At 43.4% G+C, this 12,947-nt stretch carries 11 protein-coding genes; 7 read left to right on the top strand and 4 right to left on the bottom strand.

Annotated elements, in window-relative coordinates; translation table 11 throughout:
• Nucleotides 1-60: 60 nt before the first annotated feature.
• The gene (locus NSQ20_RS10055) at nt 61-591 is read right to left on the bottom strand and encodes a hypothetical protein (protein WP_340019905.1); all 531 of its coding nucleotides are present in this window, start codon (nt 589-591) and stop codon (nt 61-63) included.
• 208 nt (nt 592-799) lie between these two features.
• Between NSQ20_RS10055 and NSQ20_RS10060 the strand changes: the two genes are divergently transcribed.
• Nucleotides 800-1,468: a Type 1 glutamine amidotransferase-like domain-containing protein gene (locus NSQ20_RS10060; RefSeq protein WP_036609801.1), complete on the top strand. Its 669-nt coding sequence runs from the start codon at nt 800-802 to the stop codon at nt 1,466-1,468.
• A 232-nt stretch (nt 1,469-1,700) separates the two neighbouring features.
• Here the strand turns inward: NSQ20_RS10060 and NSQ20_RS10065 are convergent, their stop codons facing one another.
• Both NSQ20_RS10065 and NSQ20_RS10070 read right to left on the bottom strand, forming a co-directional pair.
• Complete coding sequence (locus NSQ20_RS10065; protein WP_340032370.1) at nt 1,701-2,639, bottom strand: FAD:protein FMN transferase; 939 nt, start codon at nt 2,637-2,639, stop codon at nt 1,701-1,703.
• 9 nt (nt 2,640-2,648) lie between these two features.
• The gene (locus NSQ20_RS10070) at nt 2,649-3,578 is read right to left on the bottom strand and encodes a LysR family transcriptional regulator (RefSeq protein WP_340019907.1); all 930 of its coding nucleotides are present in this window, start codon (nt 3,576-3,578) and stop codon (nt 2,649-2,651) included.
• Nucleotides 3,579-3,759: 181 nt separating this feature from the next.
• Here NSQ20_RS10070 and NSQ20_RS10075 point away from each other — a divergent pair, with 181 nt between their 5' ends.
• Together NSQ20_RS10075 and NSQ20_RS10080 are read left to right on the top strand one after the other, a co-directional pair.
• Nucleotides 3,760-4,374 (top strand): NADPH-dependent FMN reductase, encoded by a 615-nt coding sequence (locus NSQ20_RS10075; protein WP_340019908.1) that lies wholly within the window; start codon nt 3,760-3,762, stop codon nt 4,372-4,374.
• Nucleotides 4,375-4,387: 13 nt separating this feature from the next.
• Nucleotides 4,388-6,814, top strand: coding sequence for a flavocytochrome c (locus NSQ20_RS10080; protein ID WP_340019909.1), 2,427 nt, complete (start codon nt 4,388-4,390; stop codon nt 6,812-6,814).
• Nucleotides 6,815-6,950: 136 nt separating this feature from the next.
• Here NSQ20_RS10080 and NSQ20_RS10085 read toward each other — a convergent pair whose 3' ends face one another.
• Nucleotides 6,951-8,366 carry a PLP-dependent aminotransferase family protein gene (locus tag NSQ20_RS10085; protein WP_340032371.1) on the bottom strand — a complete coding sequence of 472 codons (1,416 nt, stop codon included), beginning with the start codon at nt 8,364-8,366 and terminating at the stop codon, nt 6,951-6,953.
• A 152-nt stretch (nt 8,367-8,518) separates the two neighbouring features.
• On the opposite strand from NSQ20_RS10085, the gene NSQ20_RS10090 reads away from it, so the two are divergent.
• From NSQ20_RS10090 to NSQ20_RS10105, 4 genes are all read left to right on the top strand, one after another.
• Complete coding sequence (locus NSQ20_RS10090) at nt 8,519-9,568, top strand: LLM class oxidoreductase (protein WP_338708305.1); 1,050 nt, start codon at nt 8,519-8,521, stop codon at nt 9,566-9,568.
• Nucleotides 9,569-10,031: 463 nt separating this feature from the next.
• Nucleotides 10,032-10,841 (top strand): lysophospholipase, encoded by an 810-nt coding sequence (locus NSQ20_RS10095; protein ID WP_340032372.1) that lies wholly within the window; start codon nt 10,032-10,034, stop codon nt 10,839-10,841.
• Between the two features lie 47 nt (nt 10,842-10,888).
• Nucleotides 10,889-11,410: a MarR family winged helix-turn-helix transcriptional regulator gene (locus tag NSQ20_RS10100; RefSeq protein WP_340032373.1), complete on the top strand. Its 522-nt coding sequence runs from the start codon at nt 10,889-10,891 to the stop codon at nt 11,408-11,410.
• A gap of 112 nt (nt 11,411-11,522) precedes the next feature.
• On the top strand, nt 11,523-12,872 hold the full coding sequence (locus NSQ20_RS10105; protein ID WP_340032374.1) for an FAD-binding oxidoreductase: 1,350 nt from the start codon (nt 11,523-11,525) through the stop codon (nt 12,870-12,872).
• Nucleotides 12,873-12,947: the final 75 nt, after the last annotated feature.

The raw sequence follows: 12,947 nt of genomic DNA on the forward strand, positions 1-12,947 counted from the left end.
TGATGGCGTTTTTATTTGGAATACTGGGGAACTCAGTGTACAAGGAAGAGTTTTTGTTCTCTATTCAGAGGTACGCGCTTTATGCCTTGTCTCAATTAATTTGAATACGTCATCCACGTCGAGGGAAAACATCATGCTCTTGCTCGTTATCGGCTGGAAGTGGAATTCCAGCTTTTCTTTGCCGAATTGCTTCTCTAACTCCGTCCACTGCTCCGTTGACAATAATAGAAATGCCAACGTGTCACTGCCCAGGGATTCCATAAACCATCGAATCTGATATTGGGGAGCGATCATCTCCTCCATAGCCCGAACGGCACTGTCCCGATCAGTCCAATCATCGGCGAACGGAATCGTCAGCGTACGCTCGTCCGAACTTAACACGATATCGACGCCCCTTGGTTTGTCGATTTGGATAATTTTACACTGGATTTGGTGAGATTCCGGCAGTTGGCCGTTAAAGTAATGGATGATATCTCCCTCGTCTTCTCTCCAATCAATCCAGATTAACGACTCGTACTCGAAAAACTGTTCTATGACGTCTTCATCGGACGAATGTTTCAAGACATGGATAATCGGTTGAAGCGTACTCATTGTCATCCCATCCCTTATATAAAGTTGATATATACTCTATATTATCCTATAAGATGATCAGTTCTGAATAGGGCAACAGACATACTGCTTTTCGGAAATAGAACTACTCTCATCTTTCAATTCGATGTTATGATAATGGAGAGTTGTCTTTTAAGTTTAATTTTTAAAAATAGGAGCATGTCAATTATACATATGGAGGTAATAACGTTTGAGTACTCACTATTATTTCAGTTGGTTTAATGATTTTTTTCCAGAAAAGCTGGTCGGGCGGTTACATGAGGATATCACAGATAGAAAATCGCTTGTGATGATAAGCGCTAAGCCGTCTGATTATGAAGGAGAGCAAGTGAACTTTGAGGATATTACGGAATGGACTTGGTTAACGCAGGCTAACCTTAGTTTTGATGAATATCACTTCATTGATTATCGTATGCAGAAAGAAGAGGCTCATCAGTTGATTCGGAACGCTTCTGTCATTTTTATGTGTGGAGGATATCCTGTTCAGCAGCACGAGTTTTTGGCGGAATATGAACTATCCGATATTATTAAGAACAGTAACGCCGTTATCCTCGGTGCAAGTGCCGGTGCATTAAATATGGCTGCAAAATGGATATCTTCGGCTGATACTAATCCTAAGGATGAAACAACTACGTTTTATGAGGGTCTGAGCTTTAATCATTTTGCCTATGAATCTCATGCTAGACGCGACTACAGCACGTTTGTTAAAGGATACCTGTTTCCACTATCTGAACAGATGAATGTTTATGCGGCAGAGCAGGAGAGTGCTATTCGTGTAAAGGATGGTAAAATGGATATCTTAGGCCCTGTATATTTAATTTCTGAATCTAAAATTCAGAAATTGATGGAAACGCTCTGATATACATACGGTTTGTAAACAGCTGCAGAGAATGAGCATTTTTAGACCGCCTTCAATGGCGTTTTTTTTAGCTTTAAAGGTTTTGGATGCTCCTAGGGAATCAAAAAAATCTGGGTATAACAGCGATAGGAAAGTTATTCTGTCATCTGAGTGACCTGTGTAAAAAGGAAAAATTAGCTTGTTGCCTCTACCATCTTTTTCGGAAATGTAGCCAATCAACAATCTCATAACTTTACCCTGATATCGGATGGATTTTTCCCCTAAGATTATCGGTATAGGCCAGATTTCCATCCGTCGTGATTACGGCAGCCTCGATATCCTTCATATTATTAACTTTATGAATAATGGAGACCGCATCTAACCCAAATAATTCTGTAGTATATATATCGCAGTCGAGCGATCTATCCGCAATAATCGTTAAAGAAGCGATATTACTTTCGATTGGATAGCCTGTTCCGCTGTTAAATATATGATGGTACTGACCCCCTTTCTTCTCTAAAACTCTCTCGTATATTCCTGATGTAACGACGGATTGCTCCCGTATACTAACGAGTGCTGCTGCATTTCCTCTAGGTAAAAAGGGATTTTGGATTCCAACTTTCCAGTGACTGGACCCGGTGGGAGAATCGCCATGAACCAGAACATTGCCGCCCATATCGACCATAGCTGATGTAACTCCGTTTTTCTTGAAAAATGACATAACTTGATCGGCAAAATAACCTTTAGCAATCGCGCCAAGGTCGATTTCCATGCCTTTTTTGAATAAATGAACCGTTTGCTGCTCATCGTCAAGCTGTATATGCTCCGGATTCAAGAGTTCCAGCACTGCTTTAATCTCTGTATCCTCCGGCACATGTGCCTCGCGGAAACCAATTCTCCACAATTTGATCAAAGGCCCTATCGCAATATTTAAAAATGAATCTTTATTCAGGCTGTGTTCTTTGCCTATCTTAATAAGATCATACAGTTCCTTGTCTACTCTAAGCGGATGTGATGCGGCTTCTTTTTTTAGCATGGCAAGCTGCGATTGCTCACTGTTGGCACTAAACACTTGTTCATAATGGACAAGCATATTCACGGCTTCCTCGGCAAGCTCTTCAGCATCTGTCCCCTTGATATAGAGGGATATGTTAGTTCCCATAAGCGGTATCGTTCTCGTAAAAGGTTTCATGATAGCCTCCTATATTGCACATTGTTGTCCGTGATTGAGAAAAGTATGGATGAGGTCATGATCCACGCTATTCAGCTTTTTTGCTCCATGATGGGCTATAAAATAATCCAGACTCATCTTCTCTAGAGGGATTGGATAGATGTTATATTCCGAAGGGCACTCCTTGATATGGATGCTTTCAGGCACAAAAGTCAGACCTAAATTATGCTTTGCAAGCTTGAGTACAGTGTAGATTTCATTGCTTTCCATAACGATATTAGGCTGTACCTTATAGACACTGAGCAATTGATCAATCTGTTTTCGGATTGCCGAACCTTTGGACGTTAGAATAAGCTTTTGATTCAAAATGGTGCTGATCTCAATTGTCCCCTCCGGGATGACTGCAACATTCTCTTGATATAATTCGCAGCAACGCGGAATGATGGCCTGGTAACTGTGCCTGCCCCAGTTAAACGAGTTCAAGTTAGGGGAGATACTGCTTGAATTTTGCCCGATCCAGAAGTCCAGCTCATTATTTTGGAGACGTTTCTCATTTTTTTCAGGTAAATCCTCGACAAGATTAATTTTATAAGCAGGATGAAGCTTGAGAAAATCTGGTAAAAAAAGGGGCGTTAAATAAGAACCAAGGCTCGGAAGAATGCCGATCCGTAACACTTTGTTGTCGATCTCCGATACATATGAGATTTCCCTTATAAGCTTGGCGTAGCTATGTTCAAGTGACGTTAGGTATTGATAATATATTTTCCCCTGCTCGGTTAATCGGTACGGAAGTTTGTTGCGAGTGATTAGCTCACAGCCCAACTCAATTTCGATTTTCTTGACAACCTTTGTGAGGTAGGGCTGAGATATGTAAAGGGATTGTGCGGCCCTTCTATAGTTGCTGTATTTTAATAGGCTGTCAATGTAACACAAGATATCTTGAGATTCTAACTTAGACATGTTCCTCACCCCTTGTGAAAAAAGTAACAAACTTTGAATTTGAGGTGATTATAACAAATTAGTTATCAAACTGCAATGAATAACTATTAGATCATTTGAGCTTTGATATGTTAGAGTTAGGCCGAAAGAATCGAGCCTGACAGTAACGAACATCATCTCGAATGACAGAGAGGGGATTACGATGAACTATTTAGCTATCGTGGGCACGAATTCGGATGTGTCAACGAACCGGACGCTACTTCAATTTATGCAAAAGCATTTTGCTAGTGAAGCCCAGATTGACTTGTTTGAAATTAAGGATTTGCCTGCTTTTATTGAAAAAGATGAATTAGAGGATGCTGAAGTTGATATTCCTTTGAAGGTACAAGAGTTATTAGATCAAATCTCTAAAGCGAAAGGTGTCATTATCGCTACTCCCGAGTATGACCATGCGATCCCTGCCGTTCTGAAAAGTGCGCTGGAATGGATCAGTTACACCACTCAAACCTTGAAAGACAAGCCTGTTCTGATTGTGGGTGCTTCACATGGTGCGCTCGGTTCTTCCAGGGCACAAGCGCATCTTAGACAAATCCTGGACTCACCTGAGCTTGGTGCAAGAATGATGCCTAGTAGCGAGTTTCTTTTGGGAAAATCCCAGAGTGCATTTGATAGCAGTGGTAATCTCATTGACGCTCAAAAAGTGGCCGAGCTTGACGAAATCTTCAATGAGTTTGTTTTGTTTACGGAGATCACTACGGAACTGTTATCCAAAAGGACGTTGAAGAAAAAAACGAAAAAATTTTCCTGGCAAGAGTAGGGGGCTAATCACAATGAAAATCATAGCAATCGTTGGCACAAATGCAAAGAAATCGTATAATCGCAAGCTGCTTCAATTCATACAAAAGCATTTTGAGTCCAGAGCAGCCATTGAAATCCTCGATATTACAGATGTTCCGATGTTTAATCAGTCCGATAACCAAACAAACAGTGTAATTATACAATCGTTTAATGAAAAAATTATCGCAAGTGATGGTGTCATTATTGCGACACCAGAATATAACCATTCCATCCCTTCATCCCTTAAAAGCCTGTTGGAATGGTTGAGCTTTGAAATCCATCCGCTGGCTGGCAAACCCGTGATGATCATAGGTGCGTCACAGGGAACACAAGGTTCCTCGCGTGCACAACTGCATCTTCGTCAAATCCTGGATGCACCAGGTGTCGAAGCTAACGTGATGCCAGGGTATGAATTTTTGCTTGGTAGCGCACATAAAGCATTTGACGAATCAGGCAACCTGAACAATGAAGGAACGATCGATTTCCTGGAAACATGTTTCCTGCGGTTCCTTCGGTTTGCCAAAATTTCAAATCAGCTGAACGAAGAAGAAGAATTCACTTATAATCCCGGTGTGTATGAGATCAATGCTATAGGTCACAGTGGCAATCTTCCGATGAAGGTATCCTTTAGTGAAAATAGAATTGAAAGCATCGATATCGATTCGAAGGGTGAAACCGAAGGCATCGCGGATGTTGTTTTTGTAAGAATTCCGAATAAAATCATTGAGGGACAGACGCTGAATGTAGATGCTCTCTCAGGTGCTTCTGAAACCAGTAATGCTGTCATCAATGGTGTAGCCAAAGCGGTTAAACTTGCCGGAGTGAATCCTGACATTCTGAAAAGACGTCCAAAACCTGCAAGCAGCCAGATGAAAGAGGACGAAGAATATATTTGTGATGTGGTCGTAGTAGGTGGAGGTGGCGCAGGACTCAGTGCTGCTGCTACAGCTTTACAACAAGGAGCAAGTGCGATTGTGCTTGAGAAATATCCTGCTGTTGGGGGAAATACGATCCGCTCAGGTGGTCCTGTCAATGCTGCAGATCCTGTATGGCAACAACAGTTCACTGAGAATCCAGGGGAAAGACAGACGATTGAGAATTTGTTAAGTACCGATGAGAGCTTGATCCATCCAGAATATGTAGATGATTTCCATGCACTCAAAGAAGAGTTTACTGCGTATCAGGATAAGTTCGGCACAGAAAAGGCTTATTTATTCGACTCCCCACTTCTTCACAGAATGCAAACGTATTTTGGGGGCAAACGTACAGACCTGAATGGGAGCATGATCTATGGACAATACGATCTGGTTAAAGTACTTACAGACCGTGCCTTGGAAAGTGTAACGTGGCTTGAGGATATCGGGGTTGAGTATGATAAGAGTATCGTATTTGCTCCAGTGGGTGCCCTTTGGCGTCGTGGCCATAAACCTGTCAAAAGTTATGGCTCTGCCTTTATCATTGCACTTAGCAAATATGTAGAAGAGCATTCAGGAAAAATTATTACAGATAGCCCGGTCAAACAATTGATCATCGAAGATGGAAAAATAACAGGTGTTATCGCAACAGGTGTCAATGGTCAGAACATAACCATTCATGCCAAAGCCGTTGTGCTTGCCAGCGGCGGTTTTGGTGCAAATACACAGATGCTCAAGGAATATAACACATACTGGAGCCATATTGACGATGATATCAAAACAACAAATTCCTATGCGATGACTGGTGATGGAATATCGCTTGGTAAGAGTGCAGGAGCAGCGCTGACAGGCATGGGCTTCACTCAAATGATGCCGGTAGCCGATCCGGATACGGGCGAGCTGTTCAGTGGATTGCAAGTACCTCCTGAAAACTTTGTCATTGTTAATAAAAAGGGAGAACGATTTGTTAATGAATTCTCTGGACGAGATGTCTTAACCAAAGCTGCTATCGAGCAGGGAAGTTTATTTTACCTGATTGCGGATGACGAGATCAAGAAAACGGCAGCGAACACAAGCCAGGAAAAGATAGACCGTCAAGTCGAAGAAGGTACCTTGTTCAGAGCCGATACCATAGAAGAACTGGCAGTGAAAATCAAAATGGAACCTGAAGTTCTTAGAAATACGATTGATAAGTATAACTCATATGTGGATGCGGGCTTTGATCCGGAGTTCCATAAGGATACGTTTAGCTTAAAAGTCGAGAAGTCTCCATTCTATGCCACACCTAGAAAACCGGCAGTTCACCATACCATGGGCGGAATTAAGATCGACACCCAAACCCGCGTATTGGATGAAAACGGTCAGCCGATTGCACATCTGTATGCCGCTGGAGAAGTTGCAGGAGGTATACATGCAGGCAACCGTTTAGGCGGTAATGCCTTGACGGATATCTTTACTTTTGGGCGAATCGCTGGTAAGACTGCTGTTGATGAGATGAATGATTAGAATGTAAAATAAGAAATATAGATCACTCTAGATTCCATATGTAAAAACCCGCTTAACACAAGGATTTTCGAGTGTTAAGCGGGTTTTTTCGATGTGGAAATGGTTTGGTTTTGTGGTGGTGGCCACACGAATGTTCTCAGACCCCAAACCAAGCCCGGTGAAGGGCATATACACCTTCTGTAATATCCTCAATACTCAATCCACCAAAACCAATCTGAACCATGGATTGCTCCGCTTGAGCTGGTTGCGCCCAAAAGGGGGATACCGGGTAGACCTGAACACCTTCCTTCTCAGCAGTAGCAATCAGCTTGTGTTCATCCATTCCGTTATGTACACGCATCAAAATATGAAGTCCTGCATCCTCACCAACGATGGTAACTTGAGCACCCATCATCTTCTGAATCATTGAAATAAGTGTGAATTGCTTCTGTCGATATACCTTCCTCATCTTGCGAATGTGGGCTTCCCAATGTCCATTACTCATAAACAGCTCTAGGGTGTTCTGCTGAAAAGGAGAGACTGTTTGATCATATAATCGGTAGTCTTGTTTACGGTGTAGCTCTACCAGGGCATGTGGTAGAACCATATACGCAATACGTAATGAAGGAAGAAGGCACTTTGAAAATGTCCCCAGGTAAACGGTTCGCTGTTGAGTATCCAGGCTTTGCAGGGAAGGTATCGGTTTGCCGACATATCTGAACTCACTATCATAATCGTCCTCAATAATGATCCCATTCTGATCTGTTGCCCATTTCAGTAATTGCATTCTCTTGGCCAGCGGCATGACCATTCCATAGGGGAACTGATGTGACGGTGTAATGTAGACGATGCGGGAATTGCTTTTGTATAACTTATGGATATGAAGACCATCTGCTTCCAGCGGAATCGGGTGAATGTTTAGACCTTTATGTTGAAAAACCGTCCGAACACCGTCATATCCCGGGTCTTCCATCGCGATACCATGACTAACGTTATCTATTAATCCAGATAACACACCGAGCAGGTATTGAACACCAGCTCCAATTATAATTTGATCAGGTGAACAATTTACTCCCCTAGAGCTGTGCAGGTAATTTGCAATTTCAGATCGAAGTCCCGGTTCTCCAAGAGGATCGCCATAAGAGAACAACTTCATTTGGTTCTGGAGCAAGCTCTGATTGGATAACTTGCGCCAAGTGGCAAATGGAAAATGCTCGGCATCTACGTCACCATAACGAAAATTGTATCGAATCTCAGGGCTATCCTGAATACTGTTTTCCAACCAATTTTTACTCACTACATGGGACAGGGGCAATGCTTCCAGCTTCAAATCCATTATGTATAAGCCACTCCTTGGCCTGCTCTGGACATAACCTTCGGCTAATAACTGTTGATAGGCCATATCGACTGTATTACGGCTAATGTGGAGGTGGCTGGATAGTGAACGAATAGAGGGAAGACGACTATCGGCTGGTAACTTTCCGTTCAAAATATCTTTCTTAATATAGTGATAAAGCTGAGCGTATAACGGATCTCCAGACTCTCTGTTCAACAATAATGTCAAATCAATCATGCTAATCCTCCTCGTTGCCAGAACTGACCCTATGATTTTGTTGAGAGTTGTCACTACTTATGGGGTCAATCGATGGTTACAATTATATCAGTTCCGGTCGAATTGAAAAGATATCAGTGCACTGGATTACTATTGTTGTAGGAGGAGAAGGAATGAACAAACCTATAGATGTTATGGAACGAATAGAAAATCCGTCAACAAAAGCGGTGGAAAACTTCAATCAACACCCTGGTTTCCGCCGTATGTTTGCCCCAGACCAATTAACAATAGGGCTGTTTTTACCATTTAAATTCTATAAAGGACACATGGATGTTCTAAAAGGTCAAGCTGACCTCGTGGAAAGCATTGATCAACGCAATTTTGCAGCCGTATGGGTGCGAGATGTCCCTTTATTTGATCCCGGCTTTGGAGATGCTGGACAAGTATTTGACCCATTTGTCTATCTAGCCTATCTTGCTGCAAGAACCAAAAACGTCTCCCTAGTAACAGGAAGCGCGATCTTCACGCTTCGCCATCCGATTGATTTAGCCAAGGCAGCTGCATCCATTGATGTACTCTCGGGCGGACGACTTGTGTTAGGGATTGCTTCTGGCGACCGACCTGCTGAGTTTCCGGCATATGGGATAGATGGGGAGCATCGTGATGTGCGATTCCGGGAGACGGTGGAGTTTTTTCGTGAGCTTATACAGGATAGAACTGGCGCAATTCAATCTTCTCTTGGTCAATTGAAAGAGCTTGAATTGCTCCCGAAGCCCGCAGCCGGTGGCATTCCGCTCGTTGTGACGGGTTCAAGCAGGCAGTCTTTAGATTGGATTGCGGAGAACAGTGACGGCTGGCTCACATATCCCGAAGCAACGGCAAACGAATCCGGTCCTCAGATGCTTGGCCATAAGATTAGTGCCTGGCGTGAAAAAATACCTAATGGCATGTTCAAACCGCATATGACCAACGAATGGATTGATCTTGTGGAAGATGTCAATTATCCGCGAACACCGCTTCGTGGCGGATACATATTACGTACAGGTCGGGCAGGTTTGATTCAGCTTTTGGAGGAATGGCGAGCGGTGGGAGTTAATCATGCTGCACTAGGTATTCATTTTTCGAGTCGGCCTCCTGCTGAGGTGATTCAGGAGTTGGCAGAGGAAGTATTGCCGCTCTTTCCTACGCATGTGGGTCCGAAGCCGTTGTTTACAGGGTGGTAGAGCATAAAATTATTGCCTGATGACACAGATGGCTTTTCTCCGCATTTCTGTTAACGATCAGAAGAGTATCGATCCGCTGACAGCGATAAGGTCAGGGGTTCGATCCCCTAGGTACCATAACGAAAAAGACGTCATTACGAAATATATTATGGTGTTTTTTTCGTTATGGATTGTTCAAGTAGCGAATGCGTAGCTTAGTCCGCGTGCGTGCATGAAGCTGTAAATTGACTCGATACAGCAGATCAGGGATGATGCCAAAGGTATGACACAGTCTTTGTGTAAACGCTTTAATTTAATATAGACAAGGGATGTCGACGGTGATAATATTGTTTCTATAAGAAACTATATTGTTCTTATCAAATATAATTATAAGGACTTCATTCTTAACTACACGAATAACGCCCTGTACTAAAATAATTTAATTGTTTGGTGCTTGAGCGTAGCGAGAGGGATGGGAAATATTATGAGTATAATTGAAAAAACAATCGAATCTTTTGACGGTACTCGGCTATATTCTAGTAAAAATTTAGTTAGTGATGCGAAGGCAGCTGTAGTCATTGTTCACGGACTAGCTGAACATGCAGGGCGCTACGATTATTTGACAGAGAAGCTGAATCAGCGTGGGTTTAGCGTATATCGGTTTGACCATCGTGGTCATGCCAGATCCGAGGGACAGCGTACGTTTTATAAAGAGTTTGATCATCTTATTGAAGATGTTCATGTCATTGTCGAGGCGGCATTGCAAGAGAGCGGCGATCTTCCGCTGTTTGTCATCGGACATAGTATGGGCGGTTTTGCAACCTCGTCCTTTGGAACGAAATATCCAGGCAAGGTCAAGGGCATCGTACTATCCGGAGCGCTCACTCGTTACAATACAAAAGTTGCCGGAGAACTGCCGATGGATCTTCCTACAGGCACGTATTTCCCTAATGAGCTGGGCAGTGGCGTATGTAGTGATCCCGCAGTTGTATCCGCTTACGCGAATGACCCACTGGTTGAAAAACAGATTTCTGTAGATTTATTTAACAGTCTGGGAAATGGAATAACATGGCTCAAGGAGAACGCCAAGCAGTTTACAGATCCCGTGCTTGTACTGCATGGGGCCAATGATGGACTGGTCAGCGAAAAGGATTCCCGTGACTTTTACGGCGATATCGTTTCAACGGATAAAACACTCAAAATTTATGCTCATCTGATGCATGAAATATTTAATGAACCGACTCGTGATGATGTTATTGAAGAAGCAATTACATGGATTGAAAAACGGATCTGATTTCAGTAGAGTAAGAGAGAGAATCTGAAATATGAAAGGGATTACGCATGAAATTAGATTGGATGGGCGACCATCGGGAACTGATTGAGAAAATTATCAAATACGGTAATGCGTACTCAAACACGTATAAGCTGCAGCGAAGTTATGGTACAGACATGATGTTCTCGGCTTCACAGATTCAGACGCTGGAATACATTCTGGAAGCCGAGGACAAGGAAGAGAAGATGTCGGAAATGGCAGCACGCCTGGGCGTAAGCCGCAGTACATTTTCCAAGAACGTGAAGAATCTGACGGAAAAAGGGCTGCTCGAAAAATTTCATTTAAGCGGCAACCGCAAAGACATATACGTCAAACCTTCGACGAAAGGTCGCGAGGTATATGCGAAGTACACTGAATTTGTAAGGGAGCTTTGCTTTGATGAGATTTTCAAGTATGCAGATCAGATTTCAGAGGCGGATAAGCAGAACTTTATTCGCATCATGGATTTGTTTGCTGACGTGCTCGTCTGGTATGGTGAAAAAGAACAGGAAGCGCGCAAGTTAATCAGAATTGATTCCTCTGAAACATGAACCTTGAAATTAAGGGCAACAGCCCATTCCCTCCGCGAATGTCCGTCATACAGTATAAAGTGCTTGATGCAGCAGAGGCTGTAGGACGATTATTCAGTAGGGAGTGGGATGTGTGAAATCATCAACAAAGCTTACCGGACGGGTTATTTATAAAGGAGATCCGGGATATGAAGCGGCGCGCAAGAACTGGGACCCGCATACCGACAAATATCCTAAAGTTTTTGTTTTTGCCCAAAAGACGAAAGATGTATCCAACGCTATCCGATGGGCTCGTGAAAATAATGTACCGATCAGGCCGCGGAGTGGAAGACATGCGCTTGAGGTTAATCTTTCACAGGTTAACGGCGGAATTGTCATTGATGTAAGTGATCTGAATTCCATCAAACTTGATAAAAAAAATGGGACCGTTGTTGTGGGTACGGGTAACCGAGTAGGGAGAATTGCGAATACCCTTGCCAAGCAAGGTTTCATAGCTCCTTTTGGTGACAGCCCTACTGTAGGGATCGGTGGAATTACGTTAGGTGGGGGAATTGGGCCTCTCCAGCGTACCATCGGTCTCATCAGTGATAACCTGCTTGAGGTAGAGATGGTGGACGCCAAAGGAAAAGTGATTCGGGCTAATAAAAATCGTAATTCGGATCTCTTTTGGGCCTCGCGGGGAGGAGGCGGCGGTAACTTCGGAGTATACACCCGTTACAAATTCAAAGTGCGCCGTGCTCCAGCGAAGGCGACTGTATTTAAAATCACCTGGCCATGGGCTCAATTCGAAAAGGTGCTTAAAGTATGGCAGAGGTGGGCTCCCTCTGTGGATACAAGACTGGGTAGCGAGTTGTCCATCGGACCGAAAAAGGGTGGTAATGTCGTCATGGAGGGGCTGTTCCTAGGGTCAAAAACAGAGGCACTCCGTCTATTGCAGCCGATTACGAGTGTTGGCACACCGACAAGTTCCATTGTTCGTTTGTTACCTTACACGGAAGTTGTGAAGTTCTTATTACAACCTGATCCGACCGAAACTCAACGGTATAGCAACCAGTTCTCGTCCGGTTTTGGACGAAAACCATTCCCCGACAAAGCCATTAAATCGATGCAAACATTTTTGGAGAACCTGGAAGAGGGGCCAGGCGGGTTCTATTTCCTCAACTGGGGCGGAGCAGTAAGTCGCAAATCACCTAGATCAACCGCCTTCTTCTGGCGTAAAGAGAAGTTTTATGTGGAATGGACCAGTACGTGGCTCAAACCTTCCCATGCCGCCAAAAATATCGCACTCGCTCGTAATACTCGCAAGAAATTGCAACCATACATTGTGGGTTCCTATATCAACGTTCCAGACCAAGGGATCAAAAATTCCGGTCCAGTGTACTATGGAGCCAACTATGCCAGACTGCGGAGAGTCAAAGCCAAGTATGACCCGAAAAATGTGTTTAACAATCCGCAAAGCATTACTCCAACTCGGATAGTGTAGTACATGTTCACTTGTTTAATACCTCTTCAATGAGTGAAGAAAACACGCCTTAATTGGCGTGTTTTTTGTTGAAGT

Origin of the sequence: Paenibacillus sp. FSL K6-1122, assembly GCF_037977015.1 — a bacterium.
Lineage (GTDB): Bacteria > Bacillota > Bacilli > Paenibacillales > Paenibacillaceae > Paenibacillus > Paenibacillus amylolyticus.

Excerpts from the sequence above, each read along its gene's own strand:
- NSQ20_RS10055 (WP_340019905.1), bottom strand. The coding sequence starts at position 591 with ATGAGTACGCTTCAACCGATTATCCATGTCTTGAAACATTCGTCCGAT.
- NSQ20_RS10095 (WP_340032372.1), top strand. The coding sequence starts at position 10,032 with ATGAGTATAATTGAAAAAACAATCGAATCTTTTGACGGTACTCGGCTA.
- NSQ20_RS10065 (WP_340032370.1), bottom strand. The coding sequence starts at position 2,639 with ATGAAACCTTTTACGAGAACGATACCGCTTATGGGAACTAACATATCC.
- NSQ20_RS10085 (WP_340032371.1), bottom strand. The coding sequence starts at position 8,366 with ATGATTGATTTGACATTATTGTTGAACAGAGAGTCTGGAGATCCGTTA.
- NSQ20_RS10070 (WP_340019907.1), bottom strand. The coding sequence starts at position 3,578 with ATGTCTAAGTTAGAATCTCAAGATATCTTGTGTTACATTGACAGCCTA.
- NSQ20_RS10080 (WP_340019909.1), top strand. The coding sequence starts at position 4,388 with ATGAAAATCATAGCAATCGTTGGCACAAATGCAAAGAAATCGTATAAT.
- NSQ20_RS10100 (WP_340032373.1), top strand. The coding sequence starts at position 10,889 with ATGAAATTAGATTGGATGGGCGACCATCGGGAACTGATTGAGAAAATT.
- NSQ20_RS10075 (WP_340019908.1), top strand. The coding sequence starts at position 3,760 with ATGAACTATTTAGCTATCGTGGGCACGAATTCGGATGTGTCAACGAAC.
- NSQ20_RS10090 (WP_338708305.1), top strand. The coding sequence starts at position 8,519 with ATGAACAAACCTATAGATGTTATGGAACGAATAGAAAATCCGTCAACA.